The organism is Faecalibacillus sp. TM498, assembly GCF_020589955.1.
GTDB classification, from domain to species: domain Bacteria; phylum Bacillota_I; class Bacilli_A; order Erysipelotrichales; family Coprobacillaceae; genus Faecalibacillus; species Faecalibacillus intestinalis.
On record NZ_JAJDKB010000004.1, the window covers coordinates 1 to 23,328 of the forward strand.

The following is a 23,328-nucleotide window of genomic DNA, read 5'->3' on the forward strand; positions in this document are numbered from 1 at the left end:
TAGCTCCTGCTGCTTTGGCTGCTTTAGCGATTTCAATCACTTGTTCCTTGCTTTCAACAGAACATGGTCCTGCAATCACTGCTAGATGTCCTCCACCAATTTTAACGCCACCGACATCGATAACTGAGTCTTCTGGATGGAAAGCTCTATTAGCTAATTTATATGGTTCTGATACATGCATGACCTTTTCTACAGCTGGATCAACTTCAATCGATTCTGGATCTACTTTTGTTGTATCTCCAATGAGTCCCATTATTGTTTGATTTTCTCCTTTTGAAACATGAACTTGTAGTCCTTTTTCTTCAATAGTTTTTTCAATTCTTGTCACATCTTCAGTTTTAGCATCTTGTTTTAATACAATAATCATTTTCTTTTTCCTCCTTTATAAACAAAAAAACTCATCCTATAAAGGACGAGCTCTATTCCCGTGGTACCACCTTTTTTCACTTAAAGGTCACCCTTTAAGCCTCATCAAGTACAATCATACTCTCATCATGTAACGGTGATCACCGGAGATGCCTACTCAATTCAACATTCTACTCATAGCTGTATTCACAAATGACGCCAAATCTTTTTCCACCACCCAAAGACTCTCTATATTTTAATCATTTGTTACTAGGTCTAGTCACTGTATTTATGTTTATTCTACTTGACATTGTTTCCTGTGTCAATCATTATTTAACTTCTTAACCACCTCTAATAATTCTTCATCACTATAAACAACAAAATCAATAAAAGAAGTATCCTTTTCTTGTTTTTGATGATTATACCAAATCGTCTTTACTCCTGCTTGATAAGCTCCCATCATATCTATTTCATAACCATCTCCTACATAGTAACTATCATTTCCTTGAATTAATTCAAAGATTTCTTTTTGTGGTTTTTGATAACCTACTTTTTCTGAAATTATAATAGGAAAATCAATGATTGGAAATAATGAATTAATTTTATTCATTTGTATTTTTTCTTTTCCATTAGTAATAATACCATAAGAAATATTCTTTTCTTTTAAGTAGTTAAAAAGTTCTTTCATTGTAGAAGATAATGTTAAATGTGCTTGTTGATCTTCATAGACTTTTTGAAAATCAAGTGCTTGTTGATTTGTAATGAATTGATGAAAATCTTTAAAAGCATTCTTTAAACGATAAGTAGATAATTCATCTTTTGTTATTAATTTATTTAAATATTTTGGGTAAATTTCATTACTATAGATTCTACTTTGTTTCCATAAAGCATATATATCAAGATCTTCATGAAATACTTTTTGATAAGCTTTATAAAAAGGATCATATAAACGATAAAGTGTATCGTCTAAATCAAAATAAATAACCATATCTCCTCCTAAAAGAAAAAACAGGTCACCCTGTTTCTTCTTGGTTGGTTCTCTTTTTATATTATGACAAGTGGAAAGTAAGTTTATATGAAGTAGCCAACCTCTACTATTTTTCTCACATTTATTTTACCTCTTTTGATTTAAAAAGTCTACTTTTTATCAATATTTTTTATTATGGTCGAATAATTTCAACAAACTTAAAAGTATCATTTTCAAATGTAAAATGTAATATACAACAATTAGTAAGGCCTCCACTTTTTAATACTTCTCCAGGATCAATAACAGTGGATAGAAAACACATACAAGCACCAGCATGTGAAAGAGCAAGAACTGTTTGATGATCTTCTTTATCCATCACAGCTGTAAGTGTTTCTTTTAATCTTTTTTGTACATCTTCTCTTCTTTCTCCACCATAATGTGGAAATAAATCATCATAACCAAAATCATCAAACTTAGGGTTTAAATCTTCACTTTCTCCTTCAAATAAACCAAAATTTCTTTCTTTTAATCCCTTCAATCTTTTATAATAATGGTCTCCAATAATAAGTTCAATCGTATCGCAACATCTTTCTGATGTACTACTATAATAATGGTCAAAAGAAATATCCTTTAAGTATTCTTTAGCTTTTAAAGCTTGTTGTTTTCCTAATTCAGTTAATGGTGAATCACACCATCCTTGAATTCTTCTTCTAACATTAAATAATGTTTGTCCATGTCTCATTAAATATAAATCTTTTTTCATAAAAATTCTCCTATCCAAAAATTTCTTGAATGACTTCTAATAAATCTTTTTGTTCTTCATTCATGGGTATACAAGTATTAATTTCTTGATAATATTTTTTCAACAAATCATTATTTCCTATTTGTTGTAAAGTTGTCATTATTTTGTAATAAAGCATAAAGCGATATTGTGGATAATTCTTACAAAGCTCTTTTATTTCTTCATCTAAATTTTCTTGAGTATATTTTGTAAGGGTGCTTAAAACATCCATTTGAATTTCTACATATCTTAAAGAAAGAGCATACTCATTTTGTAGTTCTTTTAAAAGTGAATAAATTTTTGTAAGAAAAGAACCTTGATGTTCAACATAATCAATTTCTTGGAAAACACGTGTAAAAAATTGTTCCAAATCAATACCATAAGGACTAAACGTATTTTGTAAGTCTTGATTTTTTTCATGTTTCATTTTGATTAAACGCTTCATGATACTTTGTGTTTGTTCAAGCAAATCATAATAATCATGATCTTTTTGAATCAAATCAATAATATCACTAGCTATATAGTTTTTATCTGGAACTTGATGAATATCTTCATGATGTTCAATGACTTTAACAATATAATAAACAAGTGCATCATCGTCAAACATTTCATTTTTTTCACCTAATCGATCTAATTGTTGATCATATTTTTCATCAAAATATGCAATTGTTTCATCAGTATCTTTACAATCATTATAGTAATTTAAAACTTCTTCATATTTTATATCAATATCATTATGATGAAGTTCTTTTTCTATCATATGATATGTCAAATTTTGAAAAAGCTTTTGTTTTTCATTTAAGTAAGTTTGATTATCTTTGTATTCTTTTTTTAATGTATGTATTGTTGTCTTCATAAAAAACCTCCTGCACTATTTTAACACATTTAAAATAAAAAAAATACGATAAATCATTACCGTATTTCTTCTAAAAATTAAAACTCATTTTTTCTTCTATAAAATCTAAGTCCAAATAAAATTCCACCCAATGAAGATATCAATAACATAAGATTTTCTAAAATTTGTGTATCATCACCCGTTTTAGCTTTTTTAGATTCTTGCTTTGGAGTTTGATCAGATTTATTTTCTTTAGTTTCTACTTTGTTTTCTTCATAATTATTTGTATATTCAATAGTTGTTGTTGCATCTTTTTCTACATTGAGATTTGCTGCTACATCACCTTTTTCTTTTCTATCTATGATAGATACTATATGAGTAAGCTTGTATCCTTGAACATCATCATTAAGCTCTTTGACTGTATATTTACCAGCAACTTTTGTTAACTCTAACATCCACTTTCCACTATTTTCATCATACTCAAAATCATTTAATGAATAGACCTTTTTATCTTGTGTATCTTTGTCTATAACTTCAAATTTTATAGATTTTTCTGCTTGTTCTTTTGAAATATTACCCTTTATAATTTTAGCAATCACAAGTTTACCTGGTTTAGCTTTATCTTTCATAATAATCTTATTGTTTTGATAGTCAACAACTTTACCATCTTCCCCAACAACAAATGTTATTGGCTTAGCTATTTCATAACCTTTTGGTACGTTTACTTCAATTAATGTATAAGTTCCAGGTACTAATTTTAAATTATAAGAATTTTTACCATCCGTTATCCAGTGAGCAATTTCTTCATTTGCTTGATTAATAACTTTAAGCTCTGCACCTGCTATTTTTTCATCATTTTCTTTGTCTACTTTATCAACTTTTACATCATAAGTTGTTAATTCATAAGTATTTTCAAAAGCTACTGTTGCTGTAGTTCCTTTTTCTACATCAACATCTACACTTTTACCTTCATTTACTTCATTTCCTATCATATAGATTGTTTTTACAAGGGTATAACCATGTATATCATCAACAAGTTCTTTGACAGTATAACCTCCTGTATTTTCTTCTAATTCTAGAATCCAACGATTTCCATCATAAATAAAATCATTTAATGAATATATATGAGATTTTTGTGTATCATTTTGTGTTACTTCAAACTTTATTGAATCACCAATTTGTTCCTTTGATAGATTTCCTTGAATTGTTTTAGTAATAACCAATTTACCTATAGGTTGATCTTCCATGATAACTTCATCGACCACTTTATCATTGATTTTTACTTTTCCATCTTTTGTAACCACAAATTCGATAGGATTCGCAATTTTATAACCATCAGGTGCAGTTATTTCAGTTAAAATATAATTTCCATATCCAAGATTAACCTTTTGTCCATCCTTTGATGAATCAATACTAATAATTTCACCTGTATCCTTATTTTGGATTTGTAAACTAGCGCCCTCAATATCTTCATTATTTAAGATATCTTGTTTACGAATAGAGACTTCATATAATTTTGGAGTATAACTATTTTTAAAAGCTACATTTCCTTCACCTTGATCTTCAATTTGTATACTTTCTGTTTTTTGATCTTCTACTTCTTGTCCGTTTATTATATAAGTGGTTTTAACTGTATAACCTTCTATTGATGAATTTGTTTCTTCAACTGTATATTCTCCAGCTAAAACATCCAATTCTTTCGTCCAAATTTTTTTTACTTCATCATAAGAAAAATCATCTAAAGTATATTTATCTACTTTGTTTGTTTTTTGATTTGTTACTTTAAAAGTAATCTTTTGTGCATCTTTTTTGGGAATATCCCCTTCTATTGTTTTAGTAAGAATTAATTTAGCTTGTGTTTTTTCATCTTTCATAGTGATTTTATTTTCACTCATGCCTTCAATCTTACCATTTTCATTCACTGTAAAATCAATAGGATCCGCCACTCTATAACCATAAGGAGCTTCTTCTTCAATAAGAGTATATTTCCCAGGAGATAATTTTAATTTATGCGTTTTTTCATCATCTTGACCAGAAATCCATCTTTCTACTAGATTACCTTCTTCATCAATTACTTTTAACTTCGCACCATCTACTTCTTTTGTACCAGAAATATCTGTCTTATCTATTTCAACATCAAACACATTTAAATCATAATTATTTTCAAATTCAATAAATGTCGTTTTATCTTTTTTAACAGTAACCTTTTCTGCTATTTTATCTGTTACCTTTTCTTTTATTTCACCATTTTCATTTATTTGATATTGAGTTAAAGATAATTTATGCCCTTTTATAGACGTTACTAATTCTTCAACTTTATATCCTCCTGCAACTTGTATTAATTCCTTTGTCCATTTTTTATTACTTTCATCATAATTAAAGTCTTTTAATGAATACGTATTTACTTCTTTCGTTGAATTATTTGTTACTTTAAAACTTATAACTTTTTCAGCTTGTTCTTTATTGATTGAACCAGTAACACTTTTACTAATTACTATTTTTCCAGGTTTTGCCTCATCTTTCATGATGACTTTATTTGTTTTACTATAAGTACCATCCTTACCTTTTATAGATATTTCTCCATTTTTAGAAACTTTAAAATAAATATCATCTGCTTTTTTATAACCGTCAGGTACTACTTCTTCAATAAGTATATACTCACCAAACGGTAATGAAACAGTATGTGTCTTATCTTTTTCACTGACCCATGAAGCTACTTCTTCTTTTGTTTTTTGATTTACTATTTTAAGTGTTGCTCCAGCAATTTCCTTTTCATTTGTTAGGTCTTGTTTGCTTATAGCTACTTCATATGGTTTTGGAGTGTAACTATTTTTAAAGGCTACAGTTACTTCACCTTGATTTTCAATTTGTATACTTTCAGTTTTTTTACCTTCTATTTCTTGTGTATCAATTTTATAAGTTGTTTTTACTGTATAACCTTCCACTGATGAATTTGTTTCTTCAACTGTATATTTTTCAGCTAAAACATCTAACTCTTTTGTCCAAGTTTTACTTGCTTCACCATACGAAAACTCATCTAAAGTATATTTATCTGTCTTCTTTGTTTCTTGATTCATTACTTTAAATGTAATCTTTTTGGCATTTTCTTTAGAAATATTCCCTTCTACTGTTTTAGTTAGAATAAGTTTACCTTTTTCGATATGTTTGTCTTCCATGATTATTGTATTTTGATCATTGCCAACTATATTACCATCATTATCCACAACAAACGTAATATCATCAGCTACCATATATCCCTCTGGTGCTTTGGTTTCTTTTAAAACGTATGTTCCTGGTTCTAGTTTAACTTTTCCTGGATTATTATTTTCGCCAGTTATCCAACTTTTTACAGTTTCATTTGTATCTTTATTAATAATACTTAGGTGTGCGTTCTTCAATTCAGATTTCGTCTGTGCATCTATTTTACTAATTTCAATAGTATTTTCTTTTGTTGTTCCTTTTTCGTTAGAAATTGTATAAAAATGCATTGCTTGTGTTTTATCAATAAGTGTTACAGGATAAGTATTATCTCCTTCTTTAATAGCTTCAGGATAATTTTCTTCACTATTTCCTTTAAATATAAAATAATGTGGTGTAGCATCTAATTTATAATTATCAGGTGCTTCTGTTTCAACAATTCTATAAAGAACATTTCTACTCAACCCAGAAAAAGTAAGATAACCCGTTGGTAATGTTTCGCCCTCTGCTTTTAATTTTGTAGCAGTTGTTTCAAAATTATTATTATATGTTACTTCACTACAGCTAAATTTGGCTTTTTCTAAGGCTTTTGTTTGATCATCTTTATCACATTTATAAAGTTTTATACTGACGCCATTCCCTGTGGAAGCTCCTGAACTTTCAAGTACTTTTCCTTTCAAAGAAACATACGTCTCTAATTCAGATTGATTTGGTATTCCTTTTAAAGAACACTTATTGTAGGCATTTGTTTCATTTAATGCGCTACTATCTTCACCTACTGGTAAATTAATAGTTGCTTCATATTCAAGAACAACTTTCTTTTCATCAGGAATTATTATTTTTAATACATGTTTTGTTTCATCATAGCTTACTTGATTAGCCGTAGCTTTATTACCATTAATTGTTAAACTATTCATATAATAATCAAGAGCACTTCCCATTTCATCAACAAGTTCGATATCTTTACCCTCATTTAATTTAATTGCACCTTCATTCACCGTAATTTTATATCTAACATTTGGTGCTGTATCTTGATTATAAGTATATTCTTTCTTTAAAATATCGTTTTTTGATAACCCAAACCATCTTGTAGCTGTTGCTGTTGAAATATTGCCATCAATAGATAAAGACGCCTTATTGTCATAGGCTTTATCTCCTAGTGCTTTTGAAACATCTATAATGCTTGCTTTATATGTTAGATTTAAAGAATTTGTTTTCAAATAATCTAATGCTGCATTTGTAAATATAAACTTAACTTTTCCGTTTTCTTTTTCTACTTGAATATTCTTAAGAATCTCTTCATTTGTTATTTGACTATCCCATTTTTCAATTATATCTAATGAGTTATCTACATACTGTGTATTTTCAGGAAGTGTATCTTCAATAAAAACATTTTTTGCATCGGTTGGTACTTTTTTTACAATTAATTTCCAAGCCATTTCATCTTTATTACAAGAGCTACCCCAATAACCTTCTTTTTCAAGAAAAGTTTCAATTTTATAATCATAATTAGCATTACTTTCCCCTAATTTCTTTGTTTCATTAAAACATTCACCTTTATTTGCATAAGATGTTGTTGTTGATGGAATATTATCTAGAGATGTAATAACTTGTATAATAATAGTTCCTTCATTTACTTTTCCAAAGTCAAAAGTTAATTCTCTATCCTTTTGACTAAATATTGGTGTACCATTATATCCACTTTTAACTTGATATGATTTATAATTCATTCCTTCTGGCGTTGTATCTTTAACAATTAAATGATTTATACCATTTTCAGGAACATTAATTTTTATTTGCCATGCAACCTCTTGTGAATTTCTTGTTGTTAGACAAGTTTTTTCAATAAATTGATAATTTTCTTTTCCTACTTTAAATGAATCTGTATAATCCGTGTTTTGTGTATTACCAAAAGGATTAATAGTGAACGTATTACTCTTTGTAATAGCTGGCGCATTACTAGGATCTTCACCAAATTTAGTTTGGTAAGTAATCTTGTACTCCTTATCACATCCAGCAGGTACTTGGAAATTTCCAGTTGTTAAACTTTCCCATGTTAATCCTTCAATAGAAGGACTACATTTAAAACTTCCATCAATATATTCACCAATATTATCACCTAACGAGTCTTTAATAGTAGAACCACCAATATCAAAATTACCCCCAGGATTTAACGTAACTTCCCAATTGATAACCTTATTACTATCATCACCAGTAACACTATGCTTTTTTTCTGCCCAATTTTTCTTAGTATATTCTAATTTCTTATAAGAATTTTTTTCATTTGTTTGTGCATCACTCTTTACAGTTATGTTATTTCCAACTTTAGAATTCCAATCATCCGGATTATATGCAAAAACATCTTTTTTTACTTTTACTTTATATTTAGCATATAAAACTTCTTTATCATTCATACTTCCAATTGTATATTGAAATTTATTAGTTTCTTTTAAATTATTTGTAACTGTACCAGTATAAGAAATTGTACAGGCTTCATCTGTGTAAAATTGAACATCTCCATCTAATGTCATATTTTCATCCATTTGATCAGTCACAACAACGTTTGTTTGTGGACCAGTTGCTGAAACCTTTAATTTAAATTCTGCAGAAAGATTATCCCCATCACTTATAACCTTTCCTCCTGTTTTTTCAATATCTACCTTATCGTTAGATTTATCACGATCCATATCAATGATAAATTGACCAACACCTGGTAAGTCTAGTTTTCCTTTTCCACCTTCATGATTGTTTGTAAATGAATCACTCAAAGTTCCATTGATGATCAGTGAACCATGTCTATTTGATTTACTAAAAAATAATTCACTTTGATCTCCTGCATTATATTTAACTGTAATTGTATTACCTTTTATTTCAAAATGTCCTACAGTTTCCGCACCTTCTTTTAGTTCCTTAATTCCTTCTTCCATGGTTATTCCATCAGGCAAAGTATAAACCATTGTATTATTATCTTTTGTTGGAAACTGATTATCAATAAATCCCCATACTAGTTTGATAGAAATTGCTGAACCATACGGTATTTTGTTTTCTATATTCGGCTGTAAAATATGGTCTCCAATTTTAATATAACTTCTATCAACTACATCACTTGGTAGATTTTTATCAATAAATTGAGATAAATCTACCGATTCTTCAGCAAATGCACTAAATACATTTGTTGAAACTGCTGTTACTATCATGGCTACCACCAATAATAGTGAAAACAACTTCTTCTTTCTATTCATTATTCTTCCTCCCAATTTTACAAAACTATAAAAAAATATTGACGATAAATGATAATTATAAAGAAAAAGCCGCAAGAAAAGACTAAGTACACATTATCTGCAACTCAGCCAACTTCCTTACGGTTCAGTTCTGTAGCTTTGCGTCACTATTTTTCAATAGTTTTGCCTTTAAAATATATAATTTTTATAAACTAATATTATCACATAATTTCAACAAAAAATATTCTTTACGACCAAAATATGCTTTTTTTCGACCGAAAAATTTTCAACATAATAAAAGGGACTTTTTTGATATAACCATATATCATAAAAAGTCCTTTATAACTATTAAATTTATCTTATTATTCAGCTGAAATAGCTTCTACTGGACAAGTTCCAACACATGCTTGACATCCAATGCATGTATCTTTGTCACATTCCATTTTTCCTTCGTCATCAAATGCTAAAGCTTCTACAGGACAAACACCAGCACATGCTCCACATCCGATACAAGTATCTTTATCTACGTTCATATTTAACTCTCCTTTTCCTTTTTTCCTATAATTAGTATAACACTTTCCACTTTTCAGTCAATACAAAGTCACTATTTTTCATAGCTTTGAATACAACAATTTTCGGGTAACCATGTCATTAATTCTTCATTTGTCATATCATGAAAATAACTATGAATGACACGCACGATACCTCCATGACAAACAACTAAAATGTTTTTATCAGGATATTTATTTTCAAGTTCTTCTAAAAAACTATACACACGATGGACTACTTGGAATAAAGATTCTCCGCCTGGATAATGGAGTCCATGATTTTGTTTATAATATTGAAATTCTTCATTATTAGCAATTCCTTCAAATTTGCCAAAATTGATTTCTTGAATTCTAGAATCTATTTTAATTTCTAATTGATGATTTTCATTTATGATTTTTGCAGTTTCATGTGCTCTTTGAAGTGGTGAAGCAAAAATCATATCTAATGAAATATCTTTTAATTGTTCACTGGCCATTTTAGCTTGTTGCTTTCCTAAAGATGTTAATTCAACATCCGAAATGCCACAAACTTTATTATCAATGTTATAACCTGTTTGACCATGTCTTACTATATATAATTTCATTTTTTTATGTCCTTTATCTTCATTTTGTTTTATGTTATCATATTTTTGGTATTTTGAGAACAAATGAAAAAGGAGAAAATTACATATGGGTGGTATGTTTGGCGTTGTCAGTCGTAAAGACTGTGTCACTGATTTGTTTTTTGGTATTGATTATCATTCTCATTTAGGAACAAAAAAAGGCGGGATTGCAGTTTATGGAGAAAACGGTTTTAACCGTGCAATTCATAATATTTCAAATTCACCATTTAGAACTAAGTTTGAAAATGATATTAAAGAAATGTCTGGAAAAATGGGGATTGGTTGTATTTCAGACAATGAACCTCAACCTCTTTTAATCAATTGTCGTTTAGGTAGTTATGCAATTGTTTCTGTAGGTAGAGTTGCAAATATGGAAGAATTGATTCAAGATGCTTTTGATAATGGGCATACTCATTTTCTAGAGATGTCTGGGGGAGAAGTGAATCAAACTGAATTGATTGCTGCAATGATCAATCAAAAGGATACTTATGTTGATGGAATTATCAATGTTTTAAGAAAAGTAAAAGGTTCTATTTCTTTTATGTTGATGACAAAAGATGGTTTGTATTTAGTACGTGATAAATTAGGAAGAACTCCATTAAATATTGGTAAGGGGGAAAATGGATTCTGTGCTTCATTTGAAAGTCATGCTTATATCAATTTAGGCTATTCTTTATATAAAGAATTAGGACCTGGTGAAGTTTGTTTTATGACCAGTGAAGAAGTGAAAACACTTGTAGAAGCCAATGATAAAATGAAAATTTGTTCATTTTTATGGGTATACTATGGTTATCCAACAAGTTGTTATGAAGGACGTAATGTTGAAGAAATGCGTTATGAATGTGGTCGTTTAATGGCTCAAAGAGATGATATTAAAGATATTGATCTTGTAGCAGGTGTTCCTGATAGTGGAATTGCCCATGCGATTGGTTATTCAAATGAATCACATATTCAATATGGAAGACCTTTTATTAAATACACACCTACGTGGCCACGTTCATTTATGCCACAAATTCAAGCGGATCGTAATTTAATTGCAAAAATGAAATTAATTCCAATTGCTAGCTTGATTAAAGGAAAATCATTATTATTAATTGATGATTCAATTGTTCGTGGAACACAACTAAGAGATACAACTGAATATTTATATAACTCTGGAGCAAGAGCAGTCCATATCAGACCTGCTTGTCCTCCAATTATGTATGGATGTCCTTACTTAAACTTTTCAAGAAGTACAAGTGATATGGATTTAATTACACGTCGTGTTATTAAAAAACGTGAAGGAGAAAATGATATCAATATGTTAGAAACATATAGTGATCCAGATACTCCTGAATATAATGCAATGGTAGAAGAAATCCGTAAAGAACTTAATTTTACTTCTTTACGTTTTAATCGTTTGGATGATATGCTTCAAGCTATTGGACTTGATAGTGATAAGATCTGTACTTATTGTTTTAATGGTAAAAAATAATGCGGAAAGAAATTTCCGTATTTTTTTAAAATATATTTAATAGCTTTCTAAGGAGTGCTATAATATTGAAGAAAAAAAAAAGGAGACTATTATGAAATATTTAATTGACCCAATGGATTTAAGTGTAGAAGAAATTGATGAACTAATTGATATTGCGAATGATATTATTAAAGATCGTACACGCTATCAAGATGTTTGTCGTCATAAAATTCTAGCTACACTCTTTTTTGAACCAAGTACACGTACAAGACTTTCTTTTGAATCAGCTATGTTATCACTTGGTGGAAGTGTTTTAGGTTTTTCAAGTGCAAGCAATACAAGCGCTTCTAAAGGTGAAAGTGTTAGTGATACTATTAGTGTTGTTTCAAGCTATTGCGATATTATTGCAATGCGTCATCCAAAAGAAGGAGCACCTCTTGTTGCTACAAGAAAAAGTACAGTACCTTTAATCAATGCTGGAGATGGTGGTCATAACCATCCAACGCAAACTTTAACTGATTTACTTACTATTTATAGAGAAAAAGGTAGACTAGATAATCTAACAATTGGTTTTTGTGGGGATTTAAAATTCGGACGTACAGTTCATTCTCTTACAAAAGCAATGTCACGTTATAAAAATATTAAATTCGTGTTTATTGCACCACCTGAACTTAAAATTCCTGAATATTTAAAACATGATTTATTAGATGCTAAGAATTTAGATTATAAAGAAGTTGAAACGATTGAAGAAGTTATTGAAGATTTAGATATTCTTTATATGACACGTGTTCAAAAAGAAAGATTCTTTAATGAACAAGACTATATTCGTTTAAAAGATACATATATTTTAGATTTAAAGAAATTAGAAAAATCAAAATCTGATTTAATCGTTATGCACCCATTACCCCGTGTTAATGAAATTGCTATTGAGGTTGATGATGATCCAAGAGCTAAGTATTTTGATCAAGTTCAAAACGGACGTTTTATGCGTATGGCACTTATTTTAAAAATGTTAGGATTGGAAAATGAGGTAGAAAGATAATGAAGATAGATAGTATTAAAAACGGGATTGTTTTAGATCATATTACTGCTGGTAAATCTTTAGAAGTTTATAAAGCACTAGGATTAGATAAATTAGATTGTAGCGTTGCTATTATTAAAAACGTTAAATCTAATAAAATTGGTAAAAAAGATATTTTAAAAATAGATGAAGAGTTCACTTTAGATTTAGATGTATTAGGTTATTTAGATCCTAATATTACTGTATGTATTATTAAAAATGGTGAACTAGTTGAAAAGAAAAAATTACAACTTCCTAAAAAAATCATTAATGTAGAAAGATGTAAAAATCCTCGTTGTATTACTTCAACAGAACAAGGTTTAGATCATGTATTCTACTTAGCCAATGAAGAAAAACGTATTTATCGTTGTCTTTATTGTGAAACAAAAGTTGAAAAAAAATAGAAGCTTTGCTTCTATTTCTATGCTGGAGTAGCTCCAACGGTAGAGCAACTGACTCGTAACCAGTAGGCTGTGGGTTCAAATCCCATCTCCAGCACCATTATTAAAATCAACAAGCGTTGATTTTTTTATTATAATAACAAACATCAAATATAAACCTTTTCTTCCCATTTCATCATGACATCTTTTCCACGATGGGCTAAGCCTATATAAATCACTTTTCCTTTTAAATCATAATCATATCTTCTATCTTTGATTTGTTGAATAGCTTCATTTGATAATTTATCCAATGCTTTTTCAAAATCTTTTTTTATCTTCTTTGAAATACTTAAATTCAATAATAAACGATGTTTTCTTTTCATCATGAGCCTGGATAATGAGATCACATCTTTCTTTACCTTCTTCTCGATTATAAATAACTTTATAGTTATCTGATAGACATAAACACATTCCTAACATCATCATATGATAACTGTTTTCATTATTTAAATCATGATAGCTTGGAATCATTAATACATTTTGATAATTTTTGAAAAAATCATTTTTGTTTTCAGCAATCAAATTGTCAACAATGCGATCATATTATCCATTGTTCATTCCTAGTTGATGTTCCATTAATCTTATAAATTATCTTCTTACCTCATAATTTGGTATCGCAATTCTAAACTTTTCTTTTTTTGGATCAATTGCTTTTACTACTGTTAAATATCCAGCACTTACAAACATCCCCCATAAGTTAGGTGTATTTGCCACTTCATAAAAGCTTGTTTGAAGGACAACTCTTGTTTCTAAATAGTTATTCTTTATAAGTTTTTCATATTGTTTTTTAAAGTCCTAGTCTACTTTTTATATAGCTTGTTTAAGCATTGTATTAGCACTCGTATTGACCCAATAAGGAACAAGTACTTTTCTTCTTGCATAATTTAAAATAGACCATGGATTATAGATTTCTTTATCTCCCATTTTATAGCCATCATACATTTCTTTGACTTCATCATTTAATTCTAAATCATAATATTCAAGTAATTCTTTGGTTTCTTCTATACTGAATCCAAAATATTCACTATAATCATTATCAATTACTGTATACACATCTAAATTATTTAAATCACTGAAAATATTTTCTTTAGCCACTCTTTGAATTTCTGTAAGCATCGCATATTTTAAGCTGGTTGATGTTTTAAGAGAATTATGAAGCAATCCTGCAAGTCCTCCTCTTACTTCATCATAGAACCCTCCTGTATGTGCTTCTACAAATGGTGTATCATATTCATCTATGAATACCATAACTTCTTTTCCATAATAATCTTCCATTATTTCCATCAAGAATGAAATTGCATCATCTATTCCCTTAAGATTATTCTTGTTATTATCAGCTAATACTTCATAAGTCTTTCATAATTTATTTTCTTAAATCCCTTAAGATTTTCAAATACAAAATCATATTTATCCCATTGAATTTGTATTTGTGTTCTTATCGTCGAAACAACTGTTTCTTTATCTCTTTTGGCATCCGCAAAAGAGATAAAGATTGTTGGATATTGATTGATTTCAGCTACATAAGGTGTTTCCATGATTTTTGTACCTTTAAAGATTTCTTTAGAGTCTTTGGTAATATCAAAGAATTCTGCCATCATTGACATATTGATGGTTTTTCCAAATCTTCTAGGACGAGTAATCAATGTTACATCTGTTCCTCTATCTAAGAACTCTTTGATCATCAAGGTCTTATCTACAAAATAATAATTTCCTTCTACAAGTCTTGAAAAACTTTTCGTTCTTATTGGTATTTTCTTCATTTCTATCACCCTTTCTTTACATATTATAAACTATTTTAGAGATGTTTACTGATGAATATAAATTCAATTTTTAATTTGATCTATATTGAATATTTCATAGTTATGATTTTTAGCTTATCTAAATCTAATGGAAAATGGTAGTTGATTAAGTATATAGGAAAACTAGAGTAGAAAAATCACGATAACAATAAAAATAAAGGAGGAAAATCAAGACTGATCATCAGCCTAATTTTCCTCCTAAAAAACATTAGATATTTTAGAGGGGATATTGATGTGAAATCAATATCCCCTTAATAATTTAAAGTGATTTTTCTAAAACACGCGATTATTTAGAGCGCTATATAATCAATGTTATCTATTATTACTCAACGATCACTTTTAGCAACTAGAATAACTATTTCCCATTTAAGACATCTTTAATTGCTTGTAGATTTTCTTTAACACTATCATCATTTGGAATCATATAATAAAGTTTGCTATCAGGCATGTAAGCTCCACCTGTTTGCATAACTCCTGTTCCGGTAAATTGTTTTTGTTTAAACGTCCATGAAGCATTATCATTTATTTGCATTTTGATTAAATCTGTTATATCACTCGATGCCATATTTGTTTCAAAACATCCTGATATAGCTTTTAAAACACTACTATAATTAGTAATAACTGCAGGTGACATCATTTTATTAAGCATAGCCATTAAAACATCTTGTTGATGTTTTACACGTACATTATCTCCATCAGCAAATGAATGTCTTTCCCTTGAATAAGCTAATGCTTCTTTACCATTCATTTGTTGAAGACCTAATTTATAGGTATAACCACCCGCACTAAAATCTTGATCAACATTAACAGTAATACCACCCAATGCATCAACCATTGTGACCAATGATGTAAAGTTAACTCTTGCATAGTAGTTGATATCTGTTCCTAAAAACTGAGCCATTGTTTTAACCGTATTTTCAGGTCCAGCAATACCTGAATGCGTTAACTTATCCTTTTTTTTCATATTCGCAAGAGTTACGTAGTAATCTCTTGGAATAGATGTTAATAAGATCTTCTTTGTATTTGGATTAACAGTAACGATCATATTAACATCTGATCTAGATACTGTTGTAATACTTCCATATGTATCAATACCACTGATATAAATAATAAATGGTGTATTTGTTACAGAAACTCTTGTTGAAAAGTCTTTGACTTTTGTTTCTATGTCACTTGCCCATATTTCTTTAACTTCATTTTGAAAATCTGGATGATTTTCTTCAAACATACCATTATATGCTGTATTAATTAATATAGCATTAACGGTATTATTATAAAGATCATCCCCTAGTTTTGAATATGTCATAGCAACATCAAAATTCAAGCTTGATTCTTTCTTTTTAGCTTCAGCAATAACTTGATTCATATCTTTTTCTTTATCATATTGCAAACAATATTCAATCGATTCATTTTGTAATTCAGATAAACTATTTATTTTACTACTTTTTAATACAACAATTGCATAATGTGCAGATTTCGTATTAGAATTCGTAATATCATCTAATGTTGAATAACCTTTATTGATCATTACTGATCCAAAAACCATTAAAACACTTAATAATAAACTTATTACTTTACCAATAATCTCTCTTGGTTTTGTTTTACGATGATGTTCTTTTTTATTAGGTTTCATTAATGCATAATTAATAAAACCTAATAAAACAAGTATCATCCCAACCATAACAGCATATGTTGTTGGTAAAATATTAAGCTTAAAAATAAAAAATAATAATACTACTGTTGTAATGACCTGTATTCCTAAAATAACAGGCCAAGATATAATTTTCTTTATATTTTCCATAATTCATTTCCCTTTTATTTCTATGATGGTATTATTATACACATAAATAATTAAAAATTAAACCTTTTTTCTACTCATATATTTTAATTCAGCTAAACAAATAGGCTATTCGAAGTATCTACTGACCATTGAAATTTTAATCAATAATCAATTACTATTTTTTTATTTGAAGGTACGTAATACTTTCCAACAATATTGCCTCTTGCTTCAATAATATTATTATATTTCCATAATCTTTCATCTTCTATTAATTGGAATTCAAATTGCTGTTTTTCTTCATTAAGAATTATTTCATTTACAATAAAATGACACTCATATATTTTTCTTTTATTTATAAAATAATAACCTTGACAATAGTTGTGATTTATTCTCACTCTTGAAATTTCTAATAAGAGTTCTTTTTCTTTTACTTCTTCTTTGTCATCACTAATTGTTCCACAAATTTTTATTTTTGAAGGAAATTGATTTTTTTGTAAAAACTCGGCTATAAATTCTTTATTTGATATTATATGTTTTGAACATTTATCTTCTTTAAATTTTATTAAAAGCTCTTCATTTTTTAAATTATTAATAATTACTTTTTCATCGTCATTTAAATTATTAGAAATAAGTTTTTGTTGTAATTCAATGTAACCTATACAATCATCAATATTGATTCTTTTCGTAAAATCATCATAGGTTGCTTCATGAATTAATTTATTTATTGGAATAAATGTTTCAACAGAATATTTTTTTTCATCAAGTAACAACTGTTTTGAATCTTCTCCATATTTATAAGGTCCATAAAAGCCAAACGGTTCTTCTTTCAAAATCATCCAAATTACCTTAGCAAATAAGTAAACATCCGAAGCTTTAAAATCAATATAACTAAACGCTCCCAAATTACTAAATTCTGGTGGCGCGATTTTACCCGGGCCTATTCTTTCATTTAAATCTGTCAAATTATCAATATCGTTATCACAAAATATTAATCCAAAATCTGTTAAATATACTCTGTTATTTAAAATAAGAATATTATCTGGTTTAATATCTCTATGTTCCATATCTCGGGAATGCAATTGTTTTATAACTAAAGCAATTTTCATTATATCATCTAACTTCTCATTGAGTTTTTTTCTAGTATTAACCTTATACTCCCTGACCTTTTTCATTAAATACCAAGAATTATCCATTGAAGATAAATTACAATCCTCAATTAACATAATCCCCTCAATGTCAGTAAGCTTATTTACATATTCTATTTCCTTTTTAAAACGTTCAAATCTCTTTAAAACGTTCAAATCTCTTATTACACTTTTTTAGATTTCTTTTATCTGCAGAAAAAAACTTTGCAACAAAATCCAATTTTGGATATCCTATTATATCTACATCAAATACTTTTCCATTGCCACCCAAACCTATTTCTTTCTTTATAACAAATTTGTATCTTGCTCCCTCATAAATTTTATTTTTTTTATTCATTTTCGGCAGCCATCCTTTGTTGTAAAGATTCTTCATCATAAGATTTACCTAATTCATAGAATATATTTGCTGTTATTGGATAATCAATTTCTAATGCTTTAGAAAATTTATAATATTTATTTGCTATTTCTTTTTCAGATTTTCCAGCGTCAGGTGAATATACTCCTCTTTTATTAGACTCTTCAATAATAAATGACTTATTCAAATCATTACTATTATATTTTTCAATAATTTTTCTTACACTTTCATGTGGTGGATATCCATCGTTACCCACTGGAGCGTTTGCAAATAATGAACCAACTAGTCTCTCATAAAGATATTCCTGATTTTGATCTTTTAATAAATGTTTAAAATCCTCTAACCACTTACAAAGCTCTTCATAATCAACATTTCCATTTTTTTCTGAAGGGCAAAATTTCATTTTATAAAAGCAACTAGTTAAACTACTTCGTATATTTTCATCAATATCCATTTTTTTATTTCCATCTTTATCTTTGAAAATACAACAAATTAAATCAGCATAAAAAATAGGATTTCTTTTTATTTCTCTTTGAATACATTTCATTGTATCCCAGTCTAAAATACCACTGAATATCCATTCTATTTTTGCAATTTCACTACATTTTTCATCATCATTAATAAATTCTTTTTGTAATAGTTCTAACAATTCTTGCAACGGATAATCCATAACAGAGTAATGACCTTCATATTTCAAATTGGAAATTTTGATGAAATAATCATATAGTTCTTGTAAAGAAAAGTAATCTTTCATATCATCTAAAAATAAAATATAGTTTTCCTTATTTGAATACTTTAAACATTCGGCTAATGCTTTTCCAATTACCTCTTTACTAGCATTTTCAAATATAAAGAAACATCTTTCTCTTTTCCAAAAAATACTCTTTACCTGTTCATCTTCCGTGAAAATGTAAGCATCCTCATTTCCATTTACTCTTTGTAATGAAAATATATCGGATATTAATTCTGCATTATCTGTCATTTCTTTTAAATCATTAATAACACTTCTTAAGTCAATTACTTTGTTACAGTAAAAAGTTTCTATAAATGATCTAGTTTGCTTTCCTTGAGAATCTTTGCTTATTAAAAGATTCAAAATTTCTTTATTATATTTACATTTACAATAATACTGTGCCAAAACTGTTCCAATATCATAGTCATCATCACCTACTAAGATATCTATTAAATCCTCAATTGAATAATCTTTTTTGATAAATTCATTTATTTTATCATCAATCAATTGATTTTTTAATTGTTGATTTTTATTTCTATAATCATCACCTTTATATGGAATTGGATGCAGAAGAGGCATATTATGCTTTATAAATAAATATCTATAATCAAAAATAGGATTATTAAAAGAAATAGCACTTATTGTATTTTCATAAATCATAAGTTTATCTTCTTCTATTGCCCAATCGCTCTGATTATAAAATCTATGTCTATAAACAATATAACGTATTTTTGTTTTCAAATACTCTTTATCATTGTCACACATTGATTGTGTCTTCTTAATCAATTTATTAAAAAAATTTTTTTGAAGATCAATTGAATATCTATCTAGATGCTCAATTAGAGTTTTCCAACGGTTTTTATCCATACCAGCGTATTGCGTACATAAATTTAAGTATTCAATATATACATTATCTAAATCACCGTAAGTAATTTCTTCAGATTCATTAACAATCCTATATTTAGGTTGCAATAAGGGAGACATCATAGCGTGTGACTCAGGTAACTGACTTGCAAATACATTCCATGCTGTCTTATATTTTTCAATTAAACTTTGAGCTTGTTTAATTTTTTCATTTGAATTTAAGGAGCATGAATCGAACCATGGACAAAAAATGACTTCTAATGTATTTTTAGGACTATTTCCCATTTTGTAATCTATTTCAAATTCATTCATTCTAAAAAAACAATTTATTGTTCGAGAAACATATTTTCTTATATGAACTAACTGTTCTAAACCAAATATGATATTTACATAGTAATTATTACTTTTAAATATATCTCCTGAATTCTTTTCAAATAATTCTTTTAATCCTGTTGGTTTAACAAATTCAGATTCTATTCTATCCAAACATGAATTTGGTGATGCCTCACATAGTGGTATAAAATATTGAGAAATACATGCCCATTGTTCTATTCCTCGTATGTTTTCTAATATTGCTTTAACTATATTATCAACTTGATATTGATAATTTTGATTATTCTTATAAATTACTTTCATAACCAATGTTCACAACATTCCATCTTTTAATACTTTTGAATATTTAGGTTTTTCTTTTATAACATTCACTAAATAATGCTCTTTAAAATCTTTCTTAAAAATTGGCTCTAATTCTTCAAAAACCTCTTTTAACAAAGAAATATACTGTTTCCAACTTTCAGGAAAAATCAATGCATCCAATTCCATCCATGCATTTTCAATCGAAGAAATCATATAACGTATTGAGCCATGGTTATCAATTTTAATAACAAATGGTTTTTCAACTGTTGAATAAGAATTAAGTTCTTGAATAACACCGTCGTACTCTTTTTCCGCAAGTTTAGAAATAATTTCTTTATCTCCTTCACATTCCGCCCATGATCCACATAGTAAAGCCGCAATTACTGCTTTCGATCTATTTTCCACCCATTGCGGCTTAAAATTACTGACACGATTAAATAAATGTTTTCTCATAAATGCATAGATGCCACTTGTATTATTTACAAGATTTCTAGCATCTTCGTAATCTAATCCTATTTTTTCTAAAGCACTAAGTAAGTTATGAATGGTTCTTTTTCTAAGATGTAATTCATTAGTTTCATAGGAAATATCCCCTTCATTATAAATGAAGATATTTGTATTATCTTTTTTCACTAGTATTTCTTCACTATTAAAATAAGGTACAAGGATTGCATTTCTTATATCATCCTCTATAAGACTTAACCAAGATTTTTCGTCTTTCACAATTAAAATTATTCTATCTTTAGAAAATCTTTTTAAATAATTTAAAATGCGATACAAACTTTCCTCTTTTGATTTTCCAACTATGATAATTTTTTCATTATCTAATTGATCTTCAAAATCCATTTCAAATTGTTCATCATCAATTTCAAAAAAATCTAAACTTAATTTTTCAAAAGAACTACTTTTTTTAATATCAGATTCAATATCTTCTATTGATAAAATATGAATATTATCTTTACCAAGATTTTTTACTTCAGTTTCAATTGCATCTAACTGTTTCTTTAGAGAAAAATAGTTTTGTTCTGATTGTTTTCTCCAAATTTCTAAATAAGTTTCCAAGGCTTTATCAGTATCATATTGCTTTAATTCATCTAATATAATTTGAATGAAATGGTAACTATATTCATGTGCATTTCTTTCCGATACTCCGTATTCAATAAATAATTCAACAATTTCATTTTCTAAATAAGAAATTAATTCATATCCTCTTTTGTCATAGCTTTTTTCAGCTATATTTTGCATATTATCTTTAGAAAATATAACTAGTAAATCATTTTTAAATCCTTCTTGATCATCAAGATTTTTAACTACTTGTTCTCCTGTTTCTAAAAATAAATTTTTCCATTTTTTTCATTTACCCTATTATTAATAAACTGTATTATAAAGTCTAAAGTTTTGCCTATAATAGCACCTTTAATATCTAAACTATTAGCTGCTTTTCCTATTAGGCTCGTTTCATTTGAATATTTCATAGATAAGTATCCTTTCTTGTATTTTTTATGAATTCCTCATGGCATCTATTATATATTAATAATAAGATTATTTCTTGTAAAACGAACTATCAATCCTACTAATTTTAAAATTATTGATTATGTTTTATGAAATGCATGAAATTATTCACTATTTAAAATATCATAAGTTAATTTTGAAAGAATTTGATCTCCCCATTCTTCCTTTTGCAAAGAATTAAAATATAATTGATTTTTAACCTCATTCATATCAAAAAACCAGCCTGGATAAGTATCTAATAAAGATTGACAATATTCATCTGTAAAAATATACTTGCTTCTTAAAAGCTTTGATACATAATCATTATGTAAATTATACAATTCTTCTATATGCAGTATTTTTGAACTATTTTGTACTTTTTGTTTTAAATCTTCTTCTACATTCTCCTTTGATTTAATTTTTATATTAAAATCATTAGATAATCCTAAATAACATAACTGCTCATCTGTTTCAATTTCAAAAAAAATATCATATCCATATTCCTCTTCAAAGGGATATAATAAACTCTTATTATCAAAAGTATCTTCCGCATTTTTAGCGTTATTGCACACAGGACAACATGGAATAAGATTATACATTGATAGGGCTAAATATGGATATTTAGATTTAGGATAGTAATGATCATATTGTGGCCGTGTTCCCTTCTTGGGTGTTGTATAAATAAAACTTCTATTACAATAAGGACATATTTTTACTCCTATTTTCTTACCCCAAGTTCTTCCAAACTCTCTATTAGTAAAATTTTTATATATACTTTCAAATTCATCATGTAACTTTTTATCATCTTTGTTTTTTTCTAAAATACCAATTTCTTTTATAACTTTTTCTAGAGCTTTACGATCTCCAGTAATCACTTCTATTACTTTATTTTCACATATCTTATCATCCTCATAAAAGTAATCGATTATTTTATTTCTGTTTTCAATATTATATATATTTTTCTCATTCTTCTTTATTTTTTCTAATAGATCTGAATATGATTTTTTTACGTCAGCATAAAATTCATTTTTATTTTTATCACATATCTTTGATATTTTAATCATTTTTCTTCACA

General features: G+C 27.8%; 20 protein-coding genes, 1 tRNA gene, 1 pseudogene, 1 riboswitch and 1 other annotated feature. Of the genes and pseudogenes, 4 read left to right on the plus strand and 18 right to left on the minus strand.

Features of this window, described 5'->3' with window-relative positions; translation table 11 throughout:
- The 7 genes and pseudogenes from LJD32_RS02165 to LJD32_RS02195 form a co-directional block, all read right to left on the minus strand.
- A pseudogene (locus LJD32_RS02165) lies at positions 1-367 on the minus strand (3-deoxy-7-phosphoheptulonate synthase); the annotation flags it as partial.
- Between the two features lie 38 nt (positions 368-405).
- Positions 406-638 (minus strand) — a binding site (T-box leader).
- Positions 639-667: 29 nt separating this feature from the next.
- Positions 668-1,333, minus strand: a complete 666-nt coding sequence (locus tag LJD32_RS02170) for an HAD family hydrolase (RefSeq protein ID WP_147579688.1) — start codon at positions 1,331-1,333, stop codon at positions 668-670.
- Between the two features lie 172 nt (positions 1,334-1,505).
- The gene (locus LJD32_RS02175; RefSeq protein WP_175301596.1) at positions 1,506-2,075 is read right to left on the minus strand and encodes a histidine phosphatase family protein; all 570 of its coding nucleotides are present in this window, start codon (positions 2,073-2,075) and stop codon (positions 1,506-1,508) included.
- Between the two features lie 10 nt (positions 2,076-2,085).
- Positions 2,086-2,949 (minus strand): hypothetical protein, encoded by an 864-nt coding sequence (locus LJD32_RS02180; RefSeq protein ID WP_032091704.1) that lies wholly within the window; start codon positions 2,947-2,949, stop codon positions 2,086-2,088.
- A gap of 77 nt (positions 2,950-3,026) precedes the next feature.
- Positions 3,027-9,368, minus strand: a complete 6,342-nt coding sequence (locus tag LJD32_RS02185; RefSeq protein ID WP_227391708.1) for a SpaA isopeptide-forming pilin-related protein — start codon at positions 9,366-9,368, stop codon at positions 3,027-3,029.
- 95 nt (positions 9,369-9,463) lie between these two features.
- A riboswitch (cyclic di-GMP riboswitch) is annotated at positions 9,464-9,545 on the minus strand.
- A 164-nt stretch (positions 9,546-9,709) separates the two neighbouring features.
- Entirely contained in the window at positions 9,710-9,880 is a 171-nt protein-coding gene (locus tag LJD32_RS02190) for a 4Fe-4S binding protein (RefSeq protein WP_032091706.1), read from the minus strand.
- 71 nt (positions 9,881-9,951) lie between these two features.
- Positions 9,952-10,479, minus strand: a complete 528-nt coding sequence (locus LJD32_RS02195) for a histidine phosphatase family protein (RefSeq protein ID WP_227391707.1) — start codon at positions 10,477-10,479, stop codon at positions 9,952-9,954.
- An 85-nt stretch (positions 10,480-10,564) separates the two neighbouring features.
- Between LJD32_RS02195 and LJD32_RS02200 the strand changes: the two genes are divergently transcribed.
- The 4 genes from LJD32_RS02200 (at position 10,565) to LJD32_RS02215 (ending at position 13,511) form a co-directional block, all read left to right on the plus strand.
- Positions 10,565-11,971, plus strand: a complete 1,407-nt coding sequence (locus tag LJD32_RS02200) for an amidophosphoribosyltransferase (protein ID WP_022001257.1) — start codon at positions 10,565-10,567, stop codon at positions 11,969-11,971.
- Positions 11,972-12,062: 91 nt separating this feature from the next.
- Positions 12,063-12,992: an aspartate carbamoyltransferase gene (pyrB, locus tag LJD32_RS02205; RefSeq protein ID WP_147579692.1), complete on the plus strand. Its 930-nt coding sequence runs from the start codon at positions 12,063-12,065 to the stop codon at positions 12,990-12,992.
- Entirely contained in the window at positions 12,992-13,414 is a 423-nt protein-coding gene (locus LJD32_RS02210; protein ID WP_227359776.1) for an aspartate carbamoyltransferase regulatory subunit, read from the plus strand. The genes pyrB and LJD32_RS02210 overlap by 1 nt, the downstream gene beginning before the upstream one ends.
- A 21-nt stretch (positions 13,415-13,435) precedes the next feature.
- Positions 13,436-13,511: transfer RNA gene (locus tag LJD32_RS02215), tRNA-Thr, on the plus strand.
- Positions 13,512-13,557: 46 nt separating this feature from the next.
- Here the strand turns inward: LJD32_RS02215 and LJD32_RS02220 are convergent.
- From LJD32_RS02220 to LJD32_RS02265, 11 genes are all read right to left on the minus strand, one after another.
- Complete coding sequence (locus tag LJD32_RS02220) at positions 13,558-13,773, minus strand: hypothetical protein (RefSeq protein WP_227403795.1); 216 nt, start codon at positions 13,771-13,773, stop codon at positions 13,558-13,560.
- Positions 13,709-13,921, minus strand: coding sequence for a PD-(D/E)XK nuclease domain-containing protein (locus LJD32_RS02225; protein WP_227403796.1), 213 nt, complete (start codon positions 13,919-13,921; stop codon positions 13,709-13,711). The genes LJD32_RS02220 and LJD32_RS02225 overlap by 65 nt, the downstream gene beginning before the upstream one ends.
- 336 nt (positions 13,922-14,257) lie before the next feature.
- The gene (locus tag LJD32_RS15240) at positions 14,258-14,725 is read right to left on the minus strand and encodes an AAA family ATPase (RefSeq protein ID WP_264472055.1); all 468 of its coding nucleotides are present in this window, start codon (positions 14,723-14,725) and stop codon (positions 14,258-14,260) included.
- A 62-nt stretch (positions 14,726-14,787) separates the two neighbouring features.
- Positions 14,788-15,210, minus strand: a complete 423-nt coding sequence (locus tag LJD32_RS15245) for an AAA family ATPase (RefSeq protein WP_199596369.1) — start codon at positions 15,208-15,210, stop codon at positions 14,788-14,790.
- Positions 15,211-15,604: 394 nt separating this feature from the next.
- Complete coding sequence (locus LJD32_RS02235) at positions 15,605-17,050, minus strand: LCP family protein (RefSeq protein WP_118306316.1); 1,446 nt, start codon at positions 17,048-17,050, stop codon at positions 15,605-15,607.
- Positions 17,051-17,190: 140 nt separating this feature from the next.
- Positions 17,191-18,330 carry a protein kinase gene (locus LJD32_RS02240; protein ID WP_158574239.1) on the minus strand — a complete coding sequence of 380 codons (1,140 nt, stop codon included), beginning with the start codon at positions 18,328-18,330 and terminating at the stop codon, positions 17,191-17,193.
- Positions 18,308-18,511: a hypothetical protein gene (locus LJD32_RS02245; RefSeq protein ID WP_227391704.1), complete on the minus strand. Its 204-nt coding sequence runs from the start codon at positions 18,509-18,511 to the stop codon at positions 18,308-18,310. The genes LJD32_RS02240 and LJD32_RS02245 overlap by 23 nt, the downstream gene beginning before the upstream one ends.
- Positions 18,504-20,762, minus strand: a complete 2,259-nt coding sequence (locus LJD32_RS02250) for a hypothetical protein (RefSeq protein WP_227391703.1) — start codon at positions 20,760-20,762, stop codon at positions 18,504-18,506. The genes LJD32_RS02245 and LJD32_RS02250 overlap by 8 nt, the downstream gene beginning before the upstream one ends.
- A gap of 9 nt (positions 20,763-20,771) precedes the next feature.
- On the minus strand, positions 20,772-22,007 hold the full coding sequence (locus tag LJD32_RS02255; protein ID WP_227391702.1) for a hypothetical protein: 1,236 nt from the start codon (positions 22,005-22,007) through the stop codon (positions 20,772-20,774).
- An 83-nt stretch (positions 22,008-22,090) separates the two neighbouring features.
- Positions 22,091-22,237, minus strand: coding sequence for a hypothetical protein (locus tag LJD32_RS02260; RefSeq protein WP_227391701.1), 147 nt, complete (start codon positions 22,235-22,237; stop codon positions 22,091-22,093).
- A gap of 141 nt (positions 22,238-22,378) precedes the next feature.
- A complete protein-coding gene (locus tag LJD32_RS02265; protein ID WP_118573536.1) occupies positions 22,379-23,317 on the minus strand; it encodes an HNH endonuclease in 939 nt (312 codons plus the stop codon).
- Positions 23,318-23,328 lie beyond the last annotated feature (11 nt).

Coding starts and splice junctions, on each gene's coding strand:
- LJD32_RS15240 (WP_264472055.1), bottom strand. CDS start 14,725: ATGGAAGATTATTATGGAAAAGAAGTTATGGTATTCATAGATGAATAT.
- LJD32_RS02255 (WP_227391702.1), bottom strand. CDS start 22,007: ATGCAAAATATAGCTGAAAAAAGCTATGACAAAAGAGGATATGAATTA.
- pyrB (WP_147579692.1), top strand. CDS start 12,063: ATGAAATATTTAATTGACCCAATGGATTTAAGTGTAGAAGAAATTGAT.
- LJD32_RS02250 (WP_227391703.1), bottom strand. CDS start 20,762: ATGAAAGTAATTTATAAGAATAATCAAAATTATCAATATCAAGTTGAT.
- LJD32_RS02245 (WP_227391704.1), bottom strand. CDS start 18,511: ATGAATAAAAAAAATAAAATTTATGAGGGAGCAAGATACAAATTTGTT.
- LJD32_RS15245 (WP_199596369.1), bottom strand. CDS start 15,210: ATGAAGAAAATACCAATAAGAACGAAAAGTTTTTCAAGACTTGTAGAA.
- LJD32_RS02210 (WP_227359776.1), top strand. CDS start 12,992: ATGAAGATAGATAGTATTAAAAACGGGATTGTTTTAGATCATATTACT.
- LJD32_RS02180 (WP_032091704.1), bottom strand. CDS start 2,949: ATGAAGACAACAATACATACATTAAAAAAAGAATACAAAGATAATCAA.
- LJD32_RS02260 (WP_227391701.1), bottom strand. CDS start 22,237: ATGAAATATTCAAATGAAACGAGCCTAATAGGAAAAGCAGCTAATAGT.
- LJD32_RS02170 (WP_147579688.1), bottom strand. CDS start 1,333: ATGGTTATTTATTTTGATTTAGACGATACACTTTATCGTTTATATGAT.
- LJD32_RS02235 (WP_118306316.1), bottom strand. CDS start 17,050: ATGGAAAATATAAAGAAAATTATATCTTGGCCTGTTATTTTAGGAATA.
- LJD32_RS02175 (WP_175301596.1), bottom strand. CDS start 2,075: ATGAAAAAAGATTTATATTTAATGAGACATGGACAAACATTATTTAAT.
- LJD32_RS02220 (WP_227403795.1), bottom strand. CDS start 13,773: ATGAAAAGAAAACATCGTTTATTATTGAATTTAAGTATTTCAAAGAAG.
- LJD32_RS02190 (WP_032091706.1), bottom strand. CDS start 9,880: ATGAACGTAGATAAAGATACTTGTATCGGATGTGGAGCATGTGCTGGT.
- LJD32_RS02200 (WP_022001257.1), top strand. CDS start 10,565: ATGGGTGGTATGTTTGGCGTTGTCAGTCGTAAAGACTGTGTCACTGAT.
- LJD32_RS02185 (WP_227391708.1), bottom strand. CDS start 9,368: ATGAATAGAAAGAAGAAGTTGTTTTCACTATTATTGGTGGTAGCCATG.
- LJD32_RS02225 (WP_227403796.1), bottom strand. CDS start 13,921: ATGATTCCAAGCTATCATGATTTAAATAATGAAAACAGTTATCATATG.
- LJD32_RS02195 (WP_227391707.1), bottom strand. CDS start 10,479: ATGAAATTATATATAGTAAGACATGGTCAAACAGGTTATAACATTGAT.
- LJD32_RS02265 (WP_118573536.1), bottom strand. CDS start 23,317: ATGATTAAAATATCAAAGATATGTGATAAAAATAAAAATGAATTTTAT.